Raw genomic sequence first — 21,316 nt, 5'->3', positions numbered from 1 at the left:
TTGAAAGCGGCAGATATTGAGGCCGTTTTTAGCGAAAGAGACGCGAAACGCATACCGGGAATGGAACTTCTGACATGAGTGAAGCCGCACGCCTGATATCGCCGGAAAAGCGGGGCGAAGATATCGATGCGACGCTCAGGCCGCAGTCGCTGGACGAATTCACCGGCCAGGCAGAGGCGCGCGCCAATCTGAAGATCTTCATCGAAGCGGCCAAGGGGCGCGGCGAGGCGCTGGACCATGTTCTGTTCGTCGGCCCGCCCGGCCTCGGCAAGACGACGCTGGCGCAGATCATGGCGAAAGAGCTTGGCGTCAATTTCCGCTCCACCTCCGGCCCGGTCATCGCCAAGGCGGGTGATCTCGCAGCGCTCCTCACCAATCTTGAGGAGCGCGACGTGCTCTTCATCGACGAAATTCATCGCCTCAACCCGGCGGTCGAGGAAATCCTCTATCCCGCCATGGAGGATTTCCAGCTCGATCTGATCATCGGCGAAGGTCCGGCCGCGCGCTCGGTGAAGATCGATCTTGCCAAGTTCACGCTGGTTGCCGCCACGACGCGCCTCGGGCTGCTGACGACGCCTTTGCGGGATCGTTTTGGCATTCCGGTTCGGTTGAGCTTCTACACTGTTGAAGAGCTTGAATTAATCGTCCGGCGTGGCGCCAGGCTGATGGGTCTTCCCATGACCGACGAAGGCGCGCGCGAAATTGCGCGGCGCGCCCGCGGGACGCCGCGTATCGCCGGCCGACTGCTGCGCCGCGTGCGCGATTTTGCCGAAGTCGCCAAGGTCGAGGCGGTGACGCAGCAGATTGCCGATGAGGCTCTGACGCGGCTTCTTGTCGATAATGTCGGCTTCGATCAGCTCGACAAGCGCTACCTCAACATGATCGCCGTCAATTTTGGCGGCGGCCCTGTGGGCATTGAAACCATTGCAGCCGGCCTCTCCGAGCCGCGTGATGCGATCGAGGACATCATCGAGCCCTACATGATCCAGCAGGGCTTCATTCAGCGCACGCCGCGCGGCCGTGTGTTGACCGCGATTGCCTGGAAACATCTCGACATGCAGCCGCCGAAGGATATGGAGGCCGCGCAGTTCCGGTTGTTCCAGGGGGAAGAATGAATGCTCGGCCGTCGTGCCTTTCTGAAGCTTTTCGGCGGCAGCGTATTCGGCTTTCTGGCACTTGGGGGATATGCGCTCGGATATGAGCCGGTCGTCCGCCTCAACGTAACCCGTTATGCCCTAACCCCGCCGGGATGGACGCCGGGTCTGAAGCTCAGAATCGTGGCACTTGCCGATTTTCATGCCTGCGAACCATGGATGGGGCCTGAGCGCATCGCCTCGATCTGTGCCCGCGCCAATGAACTCGACGGCGATATCATCCTTCTGCTTGGCGACTATACGTCGGGAACCGATCTGATTACCGCTCGCGTCGATCATCGGGTGTGGGCAGCCGAACTGGCAAAGCTGAAGGCGCCATTGGGCGTCCATGCCATCATCGGCAACCACGACTGGTGGCATGATGCGGCCGCCCAGAGGAGTGGTCACGGTCCGACTTTCAGCCATCGGGCCCTGGCAGGAGCTGGTATCGAGGTCTATTCCAATCGCTCGGCGCGGCTGGAGAAAGACGGGCAGGGCTTCTGGATTGCCGGCGTCGAGGATCAGCTGGCCCTGCGCCGCAGCATGCGCTGGAAGCGACCTTTTACGAAGGGGCTCGATGATCTCGGCGGCACCTTGGCGCAGGTTACGGACGACGCGCCCGTCATCCTTCTTGCGCACGAGCCAGATATTTTCCCGAGCGTTCCCCAGCGAGTATCGTTGACCCTGTCCGGCCATACGCATGGCGGCCAGGTGAGGGTCTTCGGCTGGTCGCCCTATTCACCGTCGCGCTATGGCGACAGATATGTCTACGGGCATATTGTCGAGGAGGAACGCCATATCATCGTTTCCGGCGGCCTCGGCTGCTCCATCGCGCCGGTTCGCTTCGGGGTGCCGCCGGAAATCGTCGTTGTTGATGTGGGATGAAAATAGTGCCGAAACGCAAGCTTATCAGATTGAATGCCGGTAGTAATCGTTTCCAGATGCGTGTGGCTGGCCTCGGTTTTCGCGAGGGACATGTGCTTGTCCATCGGGCGGTACATGAAAATTTCTGGACCTTTCCCGGCGGTCGCGCCGAAATCGGGGAGACGTCCGAGGAAACGCTGCAGCGTGAAATGGTCGAGGAACTGGGTGTCGACGTGACGGTCGGGCGCCTTCTCTGGTCGGTGGAGAATTTCTTTCACTATGAGCAGCGCGACTGGCATGAATTCGGTCTCTATTACCTGATGGAGATCCCTGCGAGCTTTCCATTCGACCACCAGGAAATCGTCCATCGCATTCAGGACGGAGACAACGAGCTGGAATTCAAATGGGTGCGAGCGACGCGAGAGGCGCTGGTTGCACTGGATATCCCGCCCTATTTCATTGCCGAGGAAATCGAGAACCTACCGCTGACGCCGCGTCACCTCGTCTGGCGGGATGGCGATCTTGACAAGGCTTAGGGAGGAAGTTCGATGTCCGGTTTCGATCCTATTCGCAGCTTTCGCAAGCTCGCCTACAACAATGCCTTGGCAAATGTTCGCCTGCACAATGCTTGCGCATCGCTGCAGCCCGGTGAATTCGAAGCGAAGCGCACGAGTTTCTTTCCGTCGATCAAGTGGACCCTCAATCACATCCTGACGGTGGACTGGTTCTATGTCGATGCGCTGGAAGGCGGCACATTGGGTCTGAAGGCGTTCGATATCGAGGAGCCGTTCGAAAGGCTCGACGAATTGTCCCGGCAGCAGGCGGAGGTCGATCGCCGGCTCGTCGCCTTCTGCGAGAGCCTGACGCCGGAGGTGGCGATGCAGATTGTCGATATCCAGCGCAGCGGCCGTATCCAGCGGGAGCGGGCCGACGATGTGCTGAACCATCTGTTCCAGCACCAGACGCATCATCGCGGTCAGGTGCATGCGATGCTGTCCGGAACCAGCGTCCCGCCGCCGCAGCTCGACGAATTCATCGTCGCTGACGATGCACGGTTCAGGGGCGGGGAGTTGGCCAAGCTCAGCTGGGACGAGACGAAGCTGATGCGCTGAGATCGGCACAGCGAGGTGGCATTGTCTTCGCCAGTGTCTCGATCGTCTGTTCAAGCAATGGCTTTCCACCGCCTTGCCATCCCAGGGCGCCAATCTTTGCTGCGTTCATCGCGCCGCCGTTGCGTTCGGCTGCCGGAGCAGGGAGGGGATGAGGACAGTGCGTCGCTCGTTGCAGGTACCCGAGGATTTCACGGGTGTCGGTTGATATATCCGAGAGGTTGAAAGCCTCGCCATCGATGCGGCCAGCCTCTGTTTCCAAAAGAAGGCGCACGGCGCGGCCAAGGTCACGGCCATGAACTTCCGTTCCCGCACGCGAAGGGATGCTCGTACCACGCAGATAGTCATCGAAGATATCGTCCCACTTGTTCGGGCGCAGATCCCCATAGACGCCCGTCGCCCTCAGGCTTGCGGTTACAAAGCCGGGGGCGGATAGGGAGAACAGGGCATGCTCGGCATCGCGCTTCACTTCACCATAAAGCGTATTCGGCATCGGCTTGGTTGCCTCGGTCAATTCCCCATCAACTAGCTGATCGCCATAGACGGCGCGGGACGACAGGAAGACGCAGCGGCGGATGCCGGCCTTTCTCGCCGTTTCGAACAGCTTGACAGTGCCGTCCAGATTGAGCCGGCGAAATTCCTCGGGGTCATCTCCTTCGCCACCGCGGTATTTGCCCGGCACATGGCTAAACGCTGCGTGGATGAAGAAGTAGGCCTCATCGAAGGCATGGCTCTGGTCCTCGGTGGGATCCAGGCTGAGCGGCACGAAGGAAACGTCTCGCGAAAAGAGGCTCGGCTGCGCTGGGTTGCGCCCGCCGACGGCGACCTTGTAACCGGCCAGGAATAGCTCCTCGGCAATGTATCGGCCGACAAGACCTGTTCCGCCGGATATGAGGACCTTCATGCCGCCTCTTTGGGATTTGCGAGCGTCGCGATATCGGGCAGATCGAGCCCATTATGGAAGCAATGCCACAAGTCGATCAGCGGTCTCAGCTGCTCGGCCTTCGGATGGTTTTCTTCCCAGGGCTTTTCATATTGGTAATGCAGGATCGACACGCTCTGCCAGTTCCAGAGGGCAGGCATGGTGAACCATACATATTGCAGCATGTTCATGAAGATCGGCAGGCCGTGCCAATCGGGGAAGAAGGTCTCGAGAAAAGTCTGGTCGGTGCGCCGCCAGAAGACATCGGGGCGGTCGAGCCGATGCAACATGTCCTGAAAGGTCGAAAGCGACGGCTTGGCGACGAAGACGCCGGAATTCAGCCGGTGAAAATCCGCGACACTTTCATAGACATTCGGCGCGGCTGAAAATTCCGGATAGTCGAACAGCCTGTCAACATTCTTCAGCACGAGCGCATCCGCATCGATGAACACGCAGGTGTCGTATTCGATGAGCTGCCAGAGCCGCAGCTTGCAGAAATTATCGAGTGGCGTGTGAAAGGAGGGCTTGCGGCCCTTCGTAAAGGGCGCGGCGGAATGAAGGTTGCTGCGCGCATGCCGTTCGTTGAAGGCATCCGACAGGGACAGGTGTTCGACCTCGATCAGGCGGCAGTCGAGCGCGATGAGCGGAGCGAGATCGCCTTCATGGACGGCCGCCGTATGTAGCACGACGATATCGGCCTTGGTGGCGGTCCGAGCGATCGAACGCGCCAGCGCCAGTGCGCCCATGGCATAGTCGGCATTCGTGACGAGGGTCACGAATGCCTGGCCGGAGCGCGGACGGGTGTGCGGGCGCAACCCCTGCAGCATTTCACTTCCCGGCATCATGAGACGGACTTCAATCTCTTGCCTTCGGGATCGTGATTGACGGTCGCCGCCAGATCCTTCGTCCAGGCGGAGACGGCTGGCACGCGCGAACGATCGACGCGATAGGCGTATTTCTTGGCGACATCGACGATTTCACTCAGCAGGCCGGTCTCAAGCGTAATCGGCGCCAGCCCGAGGCCGAGGAACTTGTCGTTCTTGACGATCAGGTCGTTCTCGGGCGCTTCCTTGCGCGGATTGGGCAGTCGCACGATTTCGGCGCCGCTGATCCTGGCGATCATCTCGGCGAGGTCGCGGACGCGGTGCGTTTCCGTCATCTGGTTGAAGATCTCGACGCGGGCGTTGCGCTGCGGCGGGTTCTTCAGCGCAAGCTCGATGCAGCGCACCGAATCCTGAATATGGATGAAGGCGCGGGTCTGGCCGCCGGTGCCATGCACGGTCAGCGGATAGCCGATCGCCGCCTGGATTAGGAAGCGGTTGAGGACGGTGCCGTAGTCGCCGTCATAGTCGAAGCGGTTGATCAATTGTTCGTGACGGCGCGTCTGTTCCGTGTGCGTGCCCCAGACGATGCCCTGATGCAGGTCGGTGATCCTGAGGCCGTCGTTCTTGGCGTAGAACTGGAAGAGCAGCTGATCGAGGCATTTCGTCATGTGGTAGATGGAGCCGGGATTGGCCGGATAGAGTATCTCCTGGTTGACGGTGCGGCCATCGACCGTCTCGATGCCGACAGGCAGGTAGCCTTCGGGGATGGCCGCGCCGACGGTGGAATAGCCGTAGACGCCCATGGTGCCGAGATGCACGAGATGCGTGTCGAGGTTGAGCTCCACGAGCGCATTCAGCAGGTTATGCGTGGCATTGACGTTGTTGTTGACCGTGTAGTTCTTGTGACGGTCGCTCTTCATCGAGTAGGGGGCGGCGCGCTGTTCGGCGAAATGAACGATCGCATCGGGGCGATGCTCGGCCAGCCACTTCTTCAGAAGCTCATAGTCCTTGGCAAGGTCGATGAGATTGAAATGGATGCGGCGGCCGGTTTCGGCGTGCCAGATGCGGGTGCGTTCCTGGATCGAATCCATTGGCGTCAACGACTGGACGCCCAGTTCGGTATCGATCCATCGGCGGGAGAGATTATCGAGGATATGGACCTCATGACCGGCGTCGGAGAGATGGAGCGAGGTTGGCCAACCGATGAATCCGTCACCACCCATTACCGCTATTTTCATGAGATTTTTTCCTTCTGCGCCGATCCGCTGTCCGGCACCATCCCGGATAGTCGGAGTCTATGACAATTGTTCAAAGCTTGCTTGATGGCAGAACTTCGGCCAAAGAGATGCCGGACATACAAGGAGATGCGGCAACGATGAACAGCCCCTTTCTGATAGCTGGGGAACTGGAAGCCGGAAGCCACCGGCTGGTGCAGCGAGTCTATTATGAGGATACGGATTTTTCCGGTCTCGTCTATCACGCGCGCTATCTGCATTTCCTCGAGCGCGGTCGCACGGACTATCTTCGCTGTCTCGGAGTGGAACAGCGCGAGCTTCTGAATGCCGATGAAGAGGGGCTGGTCTTCGTGGTCCACCGCATGGAGATCGACTTCAAAGGGCCTGCCCGCATGGACGACGTGCTGACGATCAGTACCGTCACCGAGAAGGCCGGCGGCGCCAAGATGGTACTCTCCCAGGAAATACGGCGCGGCGATATTTTGCTAATCGCCGCCAAGGTCATCATCGCCGTCATCAATGCCAAAGGGCGACCGCGCCGGTTGCCGGAGAAGCTGGCCGCGCAGATGCTCGCCGCATCGGAATCCGCTGGCTAGCAGGGTTTTTCAACTTTTGGTGTGGCCGGCTGCCACATGCAAAGATATTGCGATTGCTAAGAGATGCCTTGCAAAAACTTGAGTTTTGTGTGAAGGAATTCGCCGCGCAAGATCTGCCTGCGTTTGCCGCCGGTTTCGTCCGGTCATTTCTTCCCAGGAGCTAGAATAGCCTTCGCCGCCGTTAAATTCTTCATGTTTCGACGCTAACATTCTTTTAACCATAATAGTGTCTTACTGGTTAAGGCGGAGTTTGTGCGGTGCACGCCTTCCTTTGACCAAATTTGACGGCAAGAAGGCAGTTGTAAGCTTGGAAGGCTTGACCAGGGCGTTCAGCGGCGGCTGCCAAACATTTCTTGTGAGATCACTTTTAGCCGCCCGGTCTAGCGCCGGGCGTTTGGATTCGGGGATTTTGGATCAATGGAACAAGTAGCATTGGCAGCGGCCACCACACCGGATATCACCCTCTGGTCGCTATTCATGCAGGCGGGCTTGGTCGTCAAGCTCGTCATGATCGGCCTTCTGGCCGCATCCGTATGGACGTGGGCAATCGTCATCGACAAGTATCTGAGCTATGCGCGAGCGCGCCGGCAGTTCGATCACTTCGAACAGGTGTTCTGGTCCGGCCAGTCGCTCGAAGAGCTCTACCGGACGCTTTCGGAGCGCAACAATACGGGCCTCAGCGCCATCTTCGTCGCCGCGATGCGGGAATGGAAGAAGTCGTTCGAGCGCGGTGCGCGCTCGCCGATCGGCTTGCAGATGCGTATCGATCGCGCCATGGACGTCACGCTCGCGCGTGAATCGGAGCATCTGATGGCGCGCCTCGGATCGCTTGCGACCATCGGCTCGGCCGGCCCGTTCATCGGTCTCTTCGGTACCGTCGTCGGTATCATGACCTCGTTCCAGGCTATCGCCGGTTCGAAATCGACCAATCTTGCGGTTGTCGCGCCCGGTATTGCCGAAGCGCTGCTGGCGACCGCCATCGGTCTGGTCGCGGCTATTCCCGCGGTTATCGCCTACAACAAGTTTTCTGGCGATGCCGGCAAGCTCTCGGCACGCATGGAAGGTTTTGCGGATGAATTCTCCGCCATTCTTTCGCGCCAGATCGATGAGAAGCTGCAGCCTCGCCAGGCTGCTCAGTAAGTAGCGGACAGAACCGGAGTAATACACATGGCAATGTCTGTTGGAGGCAAGGGTGGCGGCGGTGGCCGCCGGGGTAGTCGTCGTGGCGGAGGCCGGGGTGGCCCGATTTCCGAAATCAACGTGACGCCGCTGGTCGACGTCATGCTCGTTCTGCTGATCATCTTCATGGTGGCGGCGCCAATGATGACGTCGGGCGTACCGATCGACCTGCCGCAAACGCAGGCAGGCGCGCTCAACGCCCAGACCCAGCCCATCACCATCTCGATCAAGGCCGACGGTCAGGTGTTCATCGGGGAATCGCAAATCCAGACCACCGAAATCGCTGACAAGCTGAAGGCGATCGCCACGACCGGCTACAGCGAACGCATTTTCGTGCGTGGCGACGGCAAGGCGCCTTATGGCGTCATCGCTGACGTCATGTCGCGCATTCAGGAGGCTGGTTACAAGAATATCGGCCTGGTTACACAGCAGCAGACAACGGATCACTGACGAATCGCCATGAAGCGCAGTCTTGCCACATCTGCGGTAGTTCACATCCTGGTGCTCATCGGCGCCATGGTGACGCTGAGTGCGCCGGCGCCTTTGGAGACGCCGGAAAGCACGGCGATGGACGTCGACATCGTGCAGGCGGACCAGCTTCAGCAGGGTGAGAAGAAGGCGCCGGTGACGGATCACGTCTCGCGCAAGCCGACGACGAAGCAGGATCAGGTCGCCAACGCCCAGAACGCGGGCGAGAACAAGGTGGATATCAAGAGCCCGGTCGTGCCGACGCAGCGGCCGGAGAGTGAAACGGCAGCGTTAGCCCCGAAGAAGGTGGATGTGCCCGTTCCGCAAAATGATCCGCGGCCGAATGACGTCAAGACGATAGAGCAGAAGGATACCGAGGCTGCGCCAAAGGAAGTGGCTGCCATTCCGCAGCAAAAGCCCGAGGTGACGCCTGCTCCGACGCCGAAGACGGACCCTGCGCCGGCGACCCCGAAGGCCGATGCTGCGCCGACACCGCCGCCAACCGAGCAGCAGGCTGAAATTCCGGTCCCGAACAATGTTCCCGTGCCGGATGTCAAGCCGCAGCCGACACCGCAGAAGACCGTCGAGCAGAAGCCCGAGGTCAAGCCTGCGCCGAAGCCGGACGTGAAGGTGGCCGACGCCAAGCCGACCGACAAGACGACGACTCAGAGCACCAGCAAGAATACCTCTGCCGATGACGGCAAGAAGGATGCTGACAAGAAGCGTCAGACGGCCAAAGCCTCCAACAAGGGCTTGGACGACGGTCTTGCCGACGAGATCGCCGACGTTTTGAATAATACGTCTTCGAAGGGTGGCGCGGCGCGTTCGTCCAAACCGGCCTCGGCAGGCGCCGATACGCAGGTCGCTTCACGCGGTGGTATGAAGTCGCTTGGCGCAGGCAAGCTTAGCCAGAGCCAGCAGGACGGTTTGCGTGACCTGATACAGAAGTACTGGAACCTTCCTCCGGGTCTCGAAGGCGCCAGCGACGTGCGAATCAAGGTGCACTTCAAGCTCGACAAATCCGGGCAGATTGTTGGTGAGCCGGAGGCGACGACGAATGGTGGACCGGCTTCGACGCAGGGTGCCATGCAGTCCGCCGCCGTGCGAGCGGTTCTTCGGGCGCAATCGGAGTTCATGACCATTCTTCCGGCGGATAAGTATGACGACTGGCAGGAAGTCGTCGTCAACTTCAGCGCAGCGGATCTGGGGATGTGATGCGGGGAATGCAGCTTTCGGCAAACCACTGTCCGCGTTTTGGCCTGTCGTTGATTACGGCTCTCGTGATCATGCTGGCAGCTTCGGTATGGGTGCGGCCCGCGACTGCCGGCGGCGAGAACAACCTTAGTCATTCTGCCACGGAAAACATTCGTAACAGTGTCATGGCGAACTGGCCCCCACCTGCCGACATGACGGGCATGAAAGATGTCCGCGTCCAGGTCCGGTTTGAGCTTGATCGCGCTGGAAATATAGTTGGCAAGCCGAAGGTGACGATGACCGGCGGCCCCGAAAACACCCAAAAAGCTGTCGCGGCAAGTGCGCTGCGAGCCGTGCTCCGGTCGGCTCCGTTCAAAAACCTGCCAATGGATAAGTATGACGTCTGGAAAGAAGTAGTCATTAGCTTCAAATCGGACGACTTCGGGCATTAATGCTGAAAGGCTTGATACATATGATCAGAAAACCCTTCGTCCGTCTCCTCCTGGTACTGGCAGGCCTGATGGCAGTGCTCTCCACCCCGGCCTATGCCGTGGTCGAGCTCAACATCAACAAGGGCAACGTTCAGCCCATGCCGATCGCCATCACCGATCTGCTGTCGAATGACACCCTCGGTCCGCAGATCTCGGGCGTCATCGCCGCCGATCTGCAGCGTTCGGGGCTGTTTGCGCCGATCAACAAGCAGGCCTTCATCGAGAAGATCACCAATCCGGATTCGACGCCGCGCTTCCCGGACTGGACGTCGATCAACGCTCAGGCGCTGGTGACCGGCCGTGTGACGCAGGAGGGCGGACGCCTTCGCGCCGAATTCCGCCTGTGGGACACATTCGGTAACAGCCAGATGATCGGCCAGCAATTCTACGCTCAGCCGGACAACTGGCGCCGCGTCGCTCACATCATCGCCGATGCGATCTACCAGAAGATCACCGGCGAGAAGGGCTATTTCGATACCCGCGTCGTTTTCGTCTCCGAAAGCGGCCCGAAGACGGCTCGCAAGACGCAGCTCGGCATCATGGATCAGGACGGCGCCAATGTGCGTATGCTGACCGATGGCAGCGACCTCGTGCTGACGCCACGCTTCTCGCCCAGCCGGCAGGAAGTGACCTACATGTCCTTCGCCAACCAGCAGCCGCGCGTCTATCTGCTGCAATTGCAGACGGGCCAGCGCGAACTGGTCGGTAACTTCCCCGGCATGACCTTCTCGCCGCGCTTCTCGCCGGATGGCCAGCGTGTCATCATGAGCCTGCAGCAGGAAGGCAACGCCAATATCTACACAATGGACCTGCGCTCGCGCACCACGACACGCCTGACGTCGACCGCCGCCATCGATACGTCGCCGTCCTACTCGCCTGACGGCACGCAAATCGCCTTTGAAAGCGACCGTGGCGGCAAGCCGCAGATCTACGTGATGGGTGCCGATGGCTCCAATCAGCGCCGCATTTCCTTCGGTGATGGTTCCTATTCGACGCCGGTCTGGTCGCCGCGCGGCGATCTCATCGCCTTCACCAAGCAGTCCGGCGGCAGCTTCTCCATCGGCGTGATGAAGACCGACGGTTCCGGCGAGCGTCTGCTGACGACGGGCTTCCACAATGAAGGCCCGACCTGGGCTCCGAACGGCCGCGTCATCATGTTCTTCCGCCAGCCGGCCGGCTCGGGCGGTCCGCAGCTCTACTCCATTGATCTCACAGGCTATAACGAGCAGAAGATCCCGACTCCGGGCTTTGCTTCTGATCCGGCGTGGTCACCGCTCCTCGAGTAGTGAACGGCTTGCCACGTAATCGCCGCAAAGTCCTGTGAGTGGACCGTTTCGGGACAATTTTAGGACATCATTAACCATATTCGTTGGAATCGGATTAACCGAACCCGGTTACAGTCTGGCAACCCTGATAGAGAGACTAAGGAGAGACCGGCCATGAGCCGCATCGCAAACCCGGCCGTTGGCCACATGCAGAACCTCGCACGCAACCCGATCATGATCGCGCTTTTCGTCGGCCTTTCTCTGGCTGGCTGCGCCTCCAAGAAGGGTTTGCCGAACGATGCCAACGGTCTGGGCCTCAATGGTGCCGGCAATGCTACTCCTGGCTCCCCGCAGGACTTCACGGTCAACGTCGGCGACCGCATCTTCTTTGATACGGACAGCACGTCGATCCGTTCCGACGCTGCCCAGACGCTCGACCGTCAGGCTCAGTGGCTGGCCCGTTATCCGAACTATGCGATCACCGTCGAAGGCCATGCCGACGAACGCGGCACGCGCGAATACAACCTCGCTCTCGGCGCGCGTCGTGCATCTGCCGCCAAGGATTATCTCGCTTCGCGCGGCGTTCCAGCCAAGCGCATGAAGACGATTTCCTACGGCAAGGAGCGTCCAGTCGCCACTTGCGACGATATTTCCTGCTGGTCGCAGAACCGCCGTGCCGTCACTGTGCTGAACGGCGCCGGTTCCTGATAGGTCAATTGACCGGTCGAAATGTATAAAGGCGGCCCTCGTGGTCGCCTTTACTTTTTTGACCACACTTTGGCCGAACTCCGTTGCTTTTTGAGAGCAATTGTAAAAATCTCCTGTTCGAGCCCTCGGCCCGAAGAATCAATGAGACAGGACGATCCATATGAGAAAACTTGTCGTGGCGAGCATGCTTTGTCTCGCTGCCTTTGCAGGTAGTGAGCGTGAAGCCTCTGCCTTGTCGCTGTTTGGAATCCACCTTGGCGGCCGTGATGCCGCCTCGCAGTCGACTCGGGACAATGCGCCTCAGCAGCAAACGCAATACGGCCGTGCGCCGGTCGTCAACGTTCAGAACAGCGATGCCGAGGTTCGCGTACAGCAGCTTGAAGATCAGATGCGCCAGCTGAACGGCCGCGTCGAGGAAATGAGCTATCAGCTGCTGCAGATGCAGGAGACGATCCGCAAGGCGCAGGAAGACAATGAATTCCGCTTCCAGCAGCTCGAAAAGCGTGGCGGCAGCGCGCCTGCGTCAAACAGCGGTACGATGAAGAAGAGCGAGGCCGATGCTCCGTCCCAGGGCGCGGGCGGCCAGCAGGACGATATCGCCGGGGTCATCAGCGATTCTCAGAGTAGCGGCGTTGCGTCGCAGCAGGGTAGTGGCTCAGGAAAGCCGCCGTCCCAGCTCGGGTCGATCCAGTTTGATCAAAGCGGCGATCAGGTGGGAAGCTCGGCGACCGGGGCCAATAATGGCTCGGGTGCGCCGCCGAGCGCCAGTTCTGGAACCCAGACGGCTTCGCTTGGCAACGAAAACGATCAATACAAGGCTGCTTACGGGCACGTCCTGTCCGGCGACTATAGCGTCGCCGAACAGGAGTTCCGCCAGTATATCGAGAGCTATCCGACCAGCTCGCGCTCTGCCGATGCAAATTTCTGGCTGGGTGAAGCCCTTTATTCGCAGGGCAAATATAATGATGCGGCCAAGACTTTCCTCAACGCGCATCAGAAGTATAGCGGCTCCGAAAAGGCGCCGGAAATGCTGCTGAAGCTTGGCATGTCGCTTGCGGCACTTGATAACAAGGATACGGCCTGCGCGACGCTGCGCGAAGTGACCAAGCGTTATCCGAAGGCTTCCAAAGCCGTTACCGGCAAGGTTGCCAGCGAACAGAAGCGGCTTGCCTGCTGATTGCCATGTCTGACGATGCTGTGACTGCTGCTGCCACAGCCCTTATGCCTGAAGCCGCCGCAGCCGATTTTCTCCATTCCCTCGTCAAGCCTGCTCATATTCTCGTCGCCATTTCCGGCGGTAGCGATTCCACAGGGCTCCTGATCGCCCTTGCCGAGCAGCTCAAATCTCTTCCCCATCCGGATATTACCCTTTCCGCCGCGACGATCGATCACGGCCTGCGTGCATCCGCTGCAGATGAAGCGCTAAACGTTGCCGCTCTCTGCGCCTCGCGTGACATTCCGCATTTCGTCCGCCGCTGGGAGGGCGAAAAGCCGAAGAGCGCTATCATGGCCGCTGCCCGCGAGGCGCGCTACGAACTGCTTGCCGATCTCGCATCCGAAATTTCAGCCGATATGATCGTCACGGCCCACACGGCTGACGATCAGCGGGAGACGATTCTCATGCGCGCCTCGCGGCGGCGCGAGGGCGAAGATGGCGTCGGTACCGGTATTTCGGATGCTCTGCTGTTTGACCGCCGTATCTGGATCGTCAGGCCGTTTCTGGCCTGCCGGCGGGTGGATATCCGTGACTACCTCGACAAGCATGCCGTTTCCTGGCTCGACGACCCCAGCAACGAGGACACGCGTTTCGAGCGCGTGCGTACGCGTAAGAAGCTCGCACAGGAAACCGAAGCAGCTGTGCTTGCCGATGGTGGTGCAAATCGTACAGCGCTTTCCGGCAGGGCGGCGTCGTGGCTGGATGAATATGTGACCATTCACGCCAATGTGCTTTGTGCCATCGACCGGGCGGCTTTCTCCGGAGATGTGGCCGTCGTGACTTACGCCTTGTCCACTCTGGCCGCCGTTTTCGGTGGAGAGGTTTATGGCCCCGGTCGTCAGCAAATGGAGCGCATTCTCGACTTCGTAAAGGCAGGGCAACCGGGGCGGCGGACGGCAGGCGGGGTGGTCTTCGATCTGCGCCGCGATGCGCTCTACCTCATGCGGGAAAGTCGTAACATCGAGCCCATGACGCTGATGCCCGGCGCAAAGGCTATTTGGGACGGTCGTTTCGACGTGGCCAATTCAGGCTCGGCACCTATTCGGGTACAAGCCCGCGGGGCGCAGCTCGTTACGTCTTTTCCTCCAGATTTACCGAAAGGGGCGGTGCAGCGCGCGAGCGCGGCGATGCCGCTGATCGCGGCGGATAGGGATGAAGAGACAGGGGCTGCGGCGGTTGTGCCCCATCTTGCGCCGTTCGACCGCTTTTTGACACGATTCGACCTCATATTCGCCAACCGGCTTTCTGTCGCTTTTGGTCGTGAAGCCTATATGCGGCCGCCGCTTTCAGCCCTATAGACGGAAAAAACATGCGTCGATGTGGTTTGCCTTGGCAACGGCTTGGCGCAACCCTATGTTAGGGATCAAGTAATGCCGTCGCTTACGCGGCGGAAGTTTCAGTGCTGGGGAGTTCGATGAACCCTAATTTTCGTAATTTCGCTCTGTGGGCAATCATAGCTCTGCTGTTGATTGCCCTGTTCAGTATGTTTCAGAACGCGCCGGCACAAACAGGCTCCAGGGAAATTCCGTATTCGCAGTTCCTTCGGGAAGTTGATTCCGGCCGTGTTCGTGACGTGACCGTCACGGGCAATCGCGTCGTTGGCAGCTATGTCGAAAACGGTACGCCCTTCCAGACCTATGCTCCGGTCGTCGACGACAGCCTGCTTGACCGCCTGCAATCCAAGAACGTCAACATTGTTGGCCGTCCGGAATCTGATGGATCATCCAGCTTCCTGAGCTATCTCGGCACCCTGTTGCCGATGTTGCTGATCCTTGGCGTCTGGCTGTTCTTCATGCGGCAGATGCAAGGCGGCTCGCGCGGCGCCATGGGCTTCGGCAAGTCGAAGGCAAAGCTTCTGACGGAAGCGCATGGCCGCGTCACCTTCGAGGACGTCGCCGGTGTCGACGAAGCCAAGCAAGATCTGGAAGAAATCGTTGAATTCCTGCGCGATCCGCAGAAGTTCCAGCGTCTCGGCGGTCGAATCCCGCGCGGTGTTTTGCTTGTGGGACCTCCCGGTACGGGTAAGACGCTTCTGGCGCGCGCCATCGCCGGCGAAGCCAATGTGCCGTTCTTCACCATTTCGGGTTCCGACTTCGTCGAAATGTTCGTTGGTGTCGGCGCAAGCCGCGTCCGTGACATGTTCGAGCAGGCGAAGAAGAATGCGCCCTGCATCATCTTCATCGACGAAATCGACGCCGTCGGCCGCCATCGTGGCGCCGGTCTTGGCGGCGGTAACGACGAGCGCGAGCAGACATTGAACCAGTTGCTGGTCGAGATGGACGGTTTTGAAGCCAATGAGGGCATCATCCTCATTGCCGCCACCAACCGCCCCGACGTTCTCGACCCCGCGCTGTTGCGTCCGGGCCGTTTCGACCGTCAGGTCGTCGTGCCGAACCCGGATATCATCGGCCGCGAGCGCATCCTCAAGGTTCATGCCCGCAACGTGCCGCTGGCACCGAATGTCGATCTGAAGACGCTTGCTCGCGGTACGCCCGGCTTCTCCGGTGCCGATCTGATGAACCTCGTCAACGAAGCCGCCCTGATGGCTGCCCGCCGCAACAAGCGCGTGGTCACCATGCAGGAATTCGAAGACGCCAAGGACAAGATCATGATGGGCGCCGAGCGCCGCTCTTCGGCCATGACCGAGGCGGAAAAGAAGCTCACTGCCTATCACGAGGCCGGCCACGCCATCACGGCGCTCTATGTCGACCTCGCCGATCCCTTGCACAAGGCGACCATCATTCCGCGCGGCCGTGCACTCGGCATGGTCATGCAGCTTCCCGAGGGCGATCGCTACTCGATGAGCTACAAGTGGATGGTCTCGCGCCTCTGCATCATGATGGGTGGCCGCGTTGCAGAAGAGCTGACCTTCGGCAAGGAGAACATAACCTCCGGCGCGTCCTCCGACATCGAGCAGGCTACGAAGCTTGCGCGTGCGATGGTGACGCAGTGGGGCTTCTCCGACGAGCTCGGTCTGGTTGCTTATGGCGAGAACCAGCAGGAAGTCTTCCTCGGTCACTCCGTTTCGCAGTCGAAGAATGTTTCGGAAGCGACCGCGCAGACGATCGACAATGAAGTACGCCGCCTGATCGATCAGGCCTATCATCAGGCCAAGGATATCCTCACCGAACAGCATGACGGGTTCGTGGCAATCGCCGAGGGCCTTCTCGAATACGAGACGCTGACGGGCGAAGAGATCAAGGCGCTTATTCGCGGCGAAAAGCCGGCTCGTGACCTCGGTGACGACACGCCGCCGAGCCGCGGTTCGGCAGTGCCGAAGACCGGCGCGAAGAAGGATGGCTCGCTCGGCGCCAAGGAAGGCGATGAGCCCGAAGGTGGCTTCGAGCCGCAGCCGCGCTAACGCCTGAGATAGCTGAAAACGCAGACGAAGAGGCCAGCTTCCTTTCATCGGAAGCTGGCCTTTTTCTTGATTGGCGCGAAGACAGCGCAGGCTATAGCGGCCCGGCCCGATGCCTGGTGTTAGGCCTGCGAAACGGCACTGCTATGCGATGGGTGGAGCGAGGACTGGTTCCAGGCCGCCGGTTTCAAAACCCTGTTTGCCGGCTGCGGGGATCTGACATGGCAGCGCTTCGGCATCGGGCAAAGCGCGAGCAGCGAAGTTTGAAGACGGTTCTGATCCAGAATGAGCAGCCAGATGGCTCGGTTTCGGTGGGGAACTGGCGTTTTTTAGTGCTTATTAATGGTAACGCGTTGTAATAGGCTTTCTCGGTAATTTACGTGCCGATTTTTACAATCTGTGGCATGAGCCACAAGCGTCGATGCTCGTCGTGTCTCCGGAGTCTGGAACAGCGATTTCGATGCCGCTGCACCTGGTTAAGGTGCCGCAACGACAGGAGTGCATATGAAACGTCGCTATTTCGGAACTGACGGAATTCGCGGTCAATCCAATATCTATCCGATGACGCCGGATCTTGCCATGCGCGTGGGTATCGCTGCCGGCACCATCTTCCATCGAGGTAGCCACCGTCACCGAGTGGTCATCGGCAAGGACACGCGTCTTTCAGGCTACATGCTGGAGAACGCGATGGTTGCCGGCTTCACCGCCGCCGGCGTCGATGCCTTCGTTCTCGGTCCTATCCCCACACCTGCCGTCGCCATGCTGACACGGTCGCTGCGCGCCGACATCGGGGTCATGATTTCCGCATCGCATAATCCTTACGAAGACAACGGCATCAAGCTTTTCGGTCCTGACGGATACAAGCTCTCAGACGAGCTGGAGATGCAGATCGAAGACCTCCTCGAAAAGGATATGACGGAGCATCTGGCCAAAGCCGCGAATATTGGCCGTGCCAAGCGCGTGGACGGTGTGCATGACCGCTATATCGAACATGCCAAGCGCACCTTGCCGCGCGACGTCACGTTGCAGGGTCTGCGTATCGCCATCGATTGTGCCAACGGTGCGGCCTACAAGGTTGCGCCTGCCGCGCTGTGGGAACTGGGCGCCGAAGTCGTGACCATCGGCAACGAGCCAAACGGCACGAATATCAATCTCAATTGCGGCTCCACCAGCCCGGTGGCACTTCAGAAGAAGGTAGACGAAGTACGCGCCGATATCGGCATAGCGCTGGATGGCGACGCCGATCGCGTCATCATCGTCGACGAGACCGGCACGGTCATCGATGGCGACCAGCTGATGGCTGTCATCGCGGAAAGCTGGGCCGATAGCCAATTGCTGCGCGGCAATGGGATTGTTGCGACCGTGATGTCCAATCTCGGTCTGGAGCGCTTCCTGGACGAGCGCGGCATGTCCCTGGCCCGCACCGCTGTTGGTGATCGCTATGTCGTCGAGCATATGCGCAAGCACAATTACAATGTCGGTGGCGAGCAGTCCGGTCACATCGTGCTTTCGGACTATGGCACTACAGGCGATGGCCTCGTCGCCGCGCTGCAGATCCTTGCCGCGGTGAAGCGCACGGGCAAGCCGGTCAGCGAAGTCTGCCGGCGTTTCGAGCCGGTGCCGCAACTGCTGCGCAATGTTCGGATTTCCGGCGGCCGGCCGCTGGAAGACAATCAGGTGATGAAGGCAATCGCGGATGCCGAAAGCGAGCTTGCGCGCAATGGCCGCCTGGTGATCCGCCCTTCAGGCACCGAACCTTTGATCCGGGTCATGGCGGAAGGCGACGATCGTGGTCAGATCGAGCGCATCGTTGGTGGGTTGATCGACGTGATCTCGAGCGTGCGCACCGCTGCCTGAGCGGCGGGCCGCAATCATCGCGAATATCGGACGAATGGCCGCCTTTATCCAAGGCGGCCATATTGTTTGCGGCTCCAATTAGATGGCTGCTCGCTTATTGGAACATTTCGCCGGGATAGGCGCCCCAGAGCCTGTCTTGTCTGACATAGCCTTTCGCCGAATGCTCTCTGACGGAGACGCGGCACCAGGTTCCCGTGCAGGAATGTAATGAAAGCAACACGCGTGGCTGCAGCTCGGCAACCGTGGGGCCCGTCGGCTCCGGGTTGGTACGCAACAGCGCGTTCTTGGTCAGCCAAGGGGCGACCACAGCCGTGCGTGCTCCGGAGAGAAGAGCACTGTGCATCCATCCGGTAACGCCGGTATCGTCGCGAACCTGCCGCCAATGGCCATATTCGTCGATGATTTCCATGGGAAGGCCAGGCTTCATATAGATCCATTTGGTGGCATAGATCGTCGACGGGCCGACGCGCATGCGCGCCTTATGCGCTTTCACCGAAACGAAGCGGGGAATCGGCAATCCCGTCTCGCGCCCCTTGTTCCATGCGGTGGCGGTAACGGGTTTTACAGGTGTAGGGTTGGCCAGAGCGCCGGTGCTCAGAAAGACAAGGGTCAAGCATAGGCCGATGCATATTTTTCGATAGTAGCTCACGGCTCACTCCTGAGTTAACCCCCCGGACGCCGTACTGTAATGGTCGGATTCTTGCCAATTGGTTTAGAGAACCGGAGCGGGCTGCGGGTCTGGGCCCATGCTTTTGTCGCGTGCAAGAAAAAGGCCGATGGGTCTATCTAGTTCGCGTTATTTGAATATTTTGTAAATCTAATATAAATACTGGAGTATAATTCGTGAATAAACAGGGTAAATATTCGTAGTTAATCAGGTTTTAACTCCTTTTGCTCATTATCCCCATCATGTCTTTTCGATCGGCAAGCATCTGCTGTGCCAATGGCAAGAAATTTGGAGCCAAAGCCATGATGAAAACCCTGATCGGCGCACTTGCCACTTTGCTTGTCGGCACGTCAGCCTTCTCTGCTGATCTTTATACACCGGAGCCCCAGCAGCCGGCAGAGGTGTCTGTCGCACAGTCCAGCGGCTGGTATCTGCGCGGCGATGTCGGCTACGCCTTCACCAATCTGCGCGGGTCCAACTACTTTCAAGGTTCCAATTCCAGCCTGGTAGATTTTGACAGCGCAAAGCTGGATGGCAATGTCACGCTCGGCGGCGGTGTCGGTTATCAGATCAACAACTACCTGCGCACGGACGTGACGCTGGACTATCTCTTCAAGTCCGACTTCAAGGGGTCCACGAAGGGTGATTGCGGTAGCTGTGGCCCGGGCTACACGGTTGTTCCCGCGACCTCCCGCGATCTGGCATCTCTGACAGCGTATAGCTTGCTCGCCAACGCCTATGTCGACCTCGGTACCTATGGCCTGTTCACGCCCTACGTCGGCGGCGGTCTCGGCGGCACCTACGTCAAGTGGAGCAACCTGAAGAACACCTCGTGCTCGGATGCCAATCCGGACTCGTGCGACGGATCGGTCAGCCATAATGGTCGCGGCAGCTGGCGCTTCACCTATGCGCTGATGGCCGGTACCTCGATCGACCTGACCTGCAACCTCAAGGCCGACGTCGGCTATCGCTACCGCCACGTCGCCGGCGGCGATATGTTCGGTTATGCGGAAAATGGCGGCCCCGGCTACGACAAGGGCATCAACCTGCATGAAGCCCGCATCGGTGCTCGCTACACCTTCGGCGGATGCCAGACTGCAAGCTACATGCCGCCGGCCGATATTCCGATCCAGCCCGTCTACAAGTAAGCGCCCTTCGCGCAAGCCATTGAAAAGCCGTCCGGTTTCCCCCGGGCGGTTTTTGCTTTTTCTCCTCTCCCGTTAAGCAATTTTCCCGCGCCTTAAAGCTTCATTAACCATGAATTCCCTATGGTTAATGAAATGAGAATGGTGGCTTCCCGGTCACGGCCCCTCTTTTTGGGTGCTGGAAAGGCCAATGAAGCGACCAATTCGATATGCGGGCACCCGCAGAAAGATGGAAGGCGAGGGGGTAATGATCCGTTTCGACGCTTTGGCGCTGGCCGCAGCGATGGCAGTCGCATCGGCGGGCGCTGCCCTTGCCGGCGATGCGCCGCCGCCGGAAATCAAGATGCCGGAAGTGAGCGTCAAGGATGCGAAGGGATGGTATGTCCGCGGCGATGTCGGCTATGCCGTCAACGCCAGCCGTACCGATACGAAGTTCCGCGCCTTCGATCCGGCCAGTGGCGACTACAGCTCGGGCAGCTTCGATTCCAACCGGTTCGGCGGCGATTTCTCCGGCGGTCTCGGCGTCGGCTATCAATTCAATGATCTGTTCCGCGCTGACGTTACCGGCGATTTCTTCAGTGGCAACTATGATGGCCAAGTGTCGAGCGGCTTGCTGTGCTCCGGCGGGGCAGGCGGCACCGGCTGCTCCACCAAGGCGCGATCCTCGTTCAGGGCCGGCAGCCTGATGGTCAATGGCTATGTCGATCTTGGGACCCTTGCGGGCTTCACGCCCTATCTGGGTGCGGGTCTCGGTGCGACCCGGGTTTCCTGGAGCAATGTCAATGCAGTCGGCTCCTGCGTCGACGGCGGCTCAAGCTGCGGTGGCGCTGCCGCGGTCAGCACGCGCTATCCCGGCGATAGCGATTGGCGCATGACTTACGCATTGATGGCAGGTGTGGCCTACGAGGTTGCGCCGAATGTGAAGGTCGACCTCGGTTATCGTTTCTCCCATGTCGCCGGCGGCGACATGTTCGGCTATTCCGCTGGCGATACGGCAGCCGGTGCAGGCGGTACGATGGGGCGCGATGGCGCGCTGTCGCGTCACGAAATTCGGATCGGCCTGCGGATTACCACCTGGTAGGCCA

The 21,316-nt window shown here is 59.7% G+C and carries 21 protein-coding genes; 17 read left to right on the top strand and 4 right to left on the bottom strand.

Features of this window, described 5'->3' with window-relative positions; all coding sequences use genetic code 11:
- Nucleotides 1–74 precede the first annotated feature (74 nt).
- The 4 genes from ruvB to ACQZ6F_RS11170 are packed head-to-tail and all read left to right on the top strand — an operon-like array spanning nucleotide 75 to nucleotide 3,109.
- On the top strand, nucleotides 75–1,115 hold the full coding sequence (gene ruvB, locus ACQZ6F_RS11185; protein WP_449091785.1) for a Holliday junction branch migration DNA helicase RuvB: 1,041 nt from the start codon (nucleotides 75–77) through the stop codon (nucleotides 1,113–1,115).
- Nucleotides 1,116–2,018: a metallophosphoesterase gene (locus ACQZ6F_RS11180; RefSeq protein ID WP_449091786.1), complete on the top strand. Its 903-nt coding sequence runs from the start codon at nucleotides 1,116–1,118 to the stop codon at nucleotides 2,016–2,018. It abuts the gene before it with no gap.
- Between the two features lie 5 nt (nucleotides 2,019–2,023).
- Entirely contained in the window at nucleotides 2,024–2,533 is a 510-nt protein-coding gene (locus tag ACQZ6F_RS11175) for an NUDIX hydrolase (RefSeq protein ID WP_449091787.1), read from the top strand.
- Between the two features lie 12 nt (nucleotides 2,534–2,545).
- Nucleotides 2,546–3,109 (top strand): DinB family protein, encoded by a 564-nt coding sequence (locus tag ACQZ6F_RS11170; protein ID WP_449091788.1) that lies wholly within the window; start codon nucleotides 2,546–2,548, stop codon nucleotides 3,107–3,109.
- Here ACQZ6F_RS11170 and ACQZ6F_RS11165 read toward each other — a convergent pair.
- From ACQZ6F_RS11165 to ACQZ6F_RS11155, 3 genes are read right to left on the bottom strand one after another with little or no spacing between them, the layout of a single operon-like run.
- Nucleotides 3,078–4,010: an NAD-dependent epimerase/dehydratase family protein gene (locus ACQZ6F_RS11165; protein WP_449091789.1), complete on the bottom strand. Its 933-nt coding sequence runs from the start codon at nucleotides 4,008–4,010 to the stop codon at nucleotides 3,078–3,080. The two genes, ACQZ6F_RS11170 and ACQZ6F_RS11165, sit on opposite strands and share 32 nt — an antisense overlap.
- Nucleotides 4,007–4,873 (bottom strand): glycosyltransferase, encoded by an 867-nt coding sequence (locus ACQZ6F_RS11160; protein ID WP_449091790.1) that lies wholly within the window; start codon nucleotides 4,871–4,873, stop codon nucleotides 4,007–4,009. Before ACQZ6F_RS11160 ends, ACQZ6F_RS11165 begins: the two co-directional genes overlap by 4 nt.
- The gene (locus ACQZ6F_RS11155; RefSeq protein ID WP_449091791.1) at nucleotides 4,870–6,090 is read right to left on the bottom strand and encodes an NAD-dependent epimerase/dehydratase family protein; all 1,221 of its coding nucleotides are present in this window, start codon (nucleotides 6,088–6,090) and stop codon (nucleotides 4,870–4,872) included. Before ACQZ6F_RS11155 ends, ACQZ6F_RS11160 begins: the two co-directional genes overlap by 4 nt.
- Before the next feature lie 137 nt (nucleotides 6,091–6,227).
- Here ACQZ6F_RS11155 and ybgC point away from each other — a divergent pair, with 137 nt between their 5' ends.
- The 11 genes from ybgC to glmM all read left to right on the top strand — a co-directional run bounded on the left by ybgC (nucleotide 6,228) and on the right by glmM (nucleotide 18,419).
- A complete protein-coding gene (gene ybgC, locus ACQZ6F_RS11150; RefSeq protein WP_077469520.1) occupies nucleotides 6,228–6,683 on the top strand; it encodes a tol-pal system-associated acyl-CoA thioesterase in 456 nt (151 codons plus the stop codon).
- A 417-nt stretch (nucleotides 6,684–7,100) separates the two neighbouring features.
- Complete coding sequence (gene tolQ, locus ACQZ6F_RS11145; RefSeq protein WP_068400373.1) at nucleotides 7,101–7,823, top strand: protein TolQ; 723 nt, start codon at nucleotides 7,101–7,103, stop codon at nucleotides 7,821–7,823.
- Nucleotides 7,824–7,850: 27 nt separating this feature from the next.
- Nucleotides 7,851–8,312: a protein TolR gene (gene tolR, locus ACQZ6F_RS11140; RefSeq protein WP_077469521.1), complete on the top strand. Its 462-nt coding sequence runs from the start codon at nucleotides 7,851–7,853 to the stop codon at nucleotides 8,310–8,312.
- Between the two features lie 9 nt (nucleotides 8,313–8,321).
- A complete protein-coding gene (locus tag ACQZ6F_RS11135) occupies nucleotides 8,322–9,545 on the top strand; it encodes a hypothetical protein (RefSeq protein WP_449091792.1) in 1,224 nt (407 codons plus the stop codon).
- Between the two features lie 8 nt (nucleotides 9,546–9,553).
- A complete protein-coding gene (locus tag ACQZ6F_RS11130; RefSeq protein WP_136686830.1) occupies nucleotides 9,554–9,976 on the top strand; it encodes a cell envelope integrity protein TolA in 423 nt (140 codons plus the stop codon).
- 20 nt (nucleotides 9,977–9,996) lie between these two features.
- Nucleotides 9,997–11,301, top strand: a complete 1,305-nt coding sequence (gene tolB, locus ACQZ6F_RS11125) for a Tol-Pal system beta propeller repeat protein TolB (RefSeq protein ID WP_449091793.1) — start codon at nucleotides 9,997–9,999, stop codon at nucleotides 11,299–11,301.
- Between the two features lie 153 nt (nucleotides 11,302–11,454).
- Complete coding sequence (gene pal, locus ACQZ6F_RS11120) at nucleotides 11,455–11,988, top strand: peptidoglycan-associated lipoprotein Pal (protein WP_077469525.1); 534 nt, start codon at nucleotides 11,455–11,457, stop codon at nucleotides 11,986–11,988.
- 160 nt (nucleotides 11,989–12,148) lie between these two features.
- Nucleotides 12,149–13,165, top strand: a complete 1,017-nt coding sequence (ybgF, locus tag ACQZ6F_RS11115; protein WP_449091794.1) for a tol-pal system protein YbgF — start codon at nucleotides 12,149–12,151, stop codon at nucleotides 13,163–13,165.
- A 5-nt stretch (nucleotides 13,166–13,170) separates the two neighbouring features.
- The gene (tilS, locus tag ACQZ6F_RS11110) at nucleotides 13,171–14,502 is read left to right on the top strand and encodes a tRNA lysidine(34) synthetase TilS (protein WP_449091795.1); all 1,332 of its coding nucleotides are present in this window, start codon (nucleotides 13,171–13,173) and stop codon (nucleotides 14,500–14,502) included.
- 116 nt (nucleotides 14,503–14,618) lie between these two features.
- Nucleotides 14,619–16,565 (top strand): ATP-dependent zinc metalloprotease FtsH, encoded by a 1,947-nt coding sequence (ftsH, locus tag ACQZ6F_RS11105; RefSeq protein WP_077469528.1) that lies wholly within the window; start codon nucleotides 14,619–14,621, stop codon nucleotides 16,563–16,565.
- 501 nt (nucleotides 16,566–17,066) lie between these two features.
- Complete coding sequence (glmM, locus tag ACQZ6F_RS11100; RefSeq protein ID WP_449091796.1) at nucleotides 17,067–18,419, top strand: phosphoglucosamine mutase; 1,353 nt, start codon at nucleotides 17,067–17,069, stop codon at nucleotides 18,417–18,419.
- Nucleotides 18,420–18,513: 94 nt separating this feature from the next.
- On the opposite strand, the gene ACQZ6F_RS11095 is transcribed toward glmM, so the two are convergent.
- On the bottom strand, nucleotides 18,514–19,068 hold the full coding sequence (locus ACQZ6F_RS11095) for an SH3 domain-containing protein (protein ID WP_449091797.1): 555 nt from the start codon (nucleotides 19,066–19,068) through the stop codon (nucleotides 18,514–18,516).
- Between the two features lie 320 nt (nucleotides 19,069–19,388).
- Between ACQZ6F_RS11095 and ACQZ6F_RS11090 the strand changes: the two genes are divergently transcribed.
- Both ACQZ6F_RS11090 and ACQZ6F_RS11085 read left to right on the top strand, forming a co-directional pair.
- Nucleotides 19,389–20,234: an outer membrane protein gene (locus tag ACQZ6F_RS11090; protein ID WP_077469531.1), complete on the top strand. Its 846-nt coding sequence runs from the start codon at nucleotides 19,389–19,391 to the stop codon at nucleotides 20,232–20,234.
- Nucleotides 20,235–20,421: 187 nt separating this feature from the next.
- Nucleotides 20,422–21,312 carry an outer membrane protein gene (locus ACQZ6F_RS11085; RefSeq protein ID WP_449091798.1) on the top strand — a complete coding sequence of 297 codons (891 nt, stop codon included), beginning with the start codon at nucleotides 20,422–20,424 and terminating at the stop codon, nucleotides 21,310–21,312.
- The last annotated feature ends 4 nt before the right edge of the window (nucleotides 21,313–21,316 follow it).

The organism is Rhizobium sp. A22-96, assembly GCF_053521805.1.
The sequence above is the reverse complement of the archived record's forward strand: the minus strand, read 5'-3'. Positions and strand labels throughout refer to the sequence as shown.

Excerpts from the sequence above, each read along its gene's own strand:
- ruvB (WP_449091785.1), top strand. The coding sequence starts at position 75 with ATGAGTGAAGCCGCACGCCTGATATCGCCGGAAAAGCGGGGCGAAGAT.
- ACQZ6F_RS11180 (WP_449091786.1), top strand. The coding sequence starts at position 1,116 with ATGCTCGGCCGTCGTGCCTTTCTGAAGCTTTTCGGCGGCAGCGTATTC.
- ACQZ6F_RS11170 (WP_449091788.1), top strand. The coding sequence starts at position 2,546 with ATGTCCGGTTTCGATCCTATTCGCAGCTTTCGCAAGCTCGCCTACAAC.
- ACQZ6F_RS11165 (WP_449091789.1), bottom strand. The coding sequence starts at position 4,010 with ATGAAGGTCCTCATATCCGGCGGAACAGGTCTTGTCGGCCGATACATT.
- ACQZ6F_RS11160 (WP_449091790.1), bottom strand. The coding sequence starts at position 4,873 with ATGATGCCGGGAAGTGAAATGCTGCAGGGGTTGCGCCCGCACACCCGT.
- ACQZ6F_RS11155 (WP_449091791.1), bottom strand. The coding sequence starts at position 6,090 with ATGAAAATAGCGGTAATGGGTGGTGACGGATTCATCGGTTGGCCAACC.
- ybgC (WP_077469520.1), top strand. The coding sequence starts at position 6,228 with ATGAACAGCCCCTTTCTGATAGCTGGGGAACTGGAAGCCGGAAGCCAC.
- tolQ (WP_068400373.1), top strand. The coding sequence starts at position 7,101 with ATGGAACAAGTAGCATTGGCAGCGGCCACCACACCGGATATCACCCTC.
- tolR (WP_077469521.1), top strand. The coding sequence starts at position 7,851 with ATGGCAATGTCTGTTGGAGGCAAGGGTGGCGGCGGTGGCCGCCGGGGT.
- ACQZ6F_RS11135 (WP_449091792.1), top strand. The coding sequence starts at position 8,322 with ATGAAGCGCAGTCTTGCCACATCTGCGGTAGTTCACATCCTGGTGCTC.
- ACQZ6F_RS11130 (WP_136686830.1), top strand. The coding sequence starts at position 9,554 with ATGCAGCTTTCGGCAAACCACTGTCCGCGTTTTGGCCTGTCGTTGATT.
- tolB (WP_449091793.1), top strand. The coding sequence starts at position 9,997 with ATGATCAGAAAACCCTTCGTCCGTCTCCTCCTGGTACTGGCAGGCCTG.
- pal (WP_077469525.1), top strand. The coding sequence starts at position 11,455 with ATGAGCCGCATCGCAAACCCGGCCGTTGGCCACATGCAGAACCTCGCA.
- ybgF (WP_449091794.1), top strand. The coding sequence starts at position 12,149 with ATGAGAAAACTTGTCGTGGCGAGCATGCTTTGTCTCGCTGCCTTTGCA.
- tilS (WP_449091795.1), top strand. The coding sequence starts at position 13,171 with ATGTCTGACGATGCTGTGACTGCTGCTGCCACAGCCCTTATGCCTGAA.
- ftsH (WP_077469528.1), top strand. The coding sequence starts at position 14,619 with ATGAACCCTAATTTTCGTAATTTCGCTCTGTGGGCAATCATAGCTCTG.
- glmM (WP_449091796.1), top strand. The coding sequence starts at position 17,067 with ATGAAACGTCGCTATTTCGGAACTGACGGAATTCGCGGTCAATCCAAT.
- ACQZ6F_RS11090 (WP_077469531.1), top strand. The coding sequence starts at position 19,389 with ATGATGAAAACCCTGATCGGCGCACTTGCCACTTTGCTTGTCGGCACG.
- ACQZ6F_RS11085 (WP_449091798.1), top strand. The coding sequence starts at position 20,422 with ATGAAGCGACCAATTCGATATGCGGGCACCCGCAGAAAGATGGAAGGC.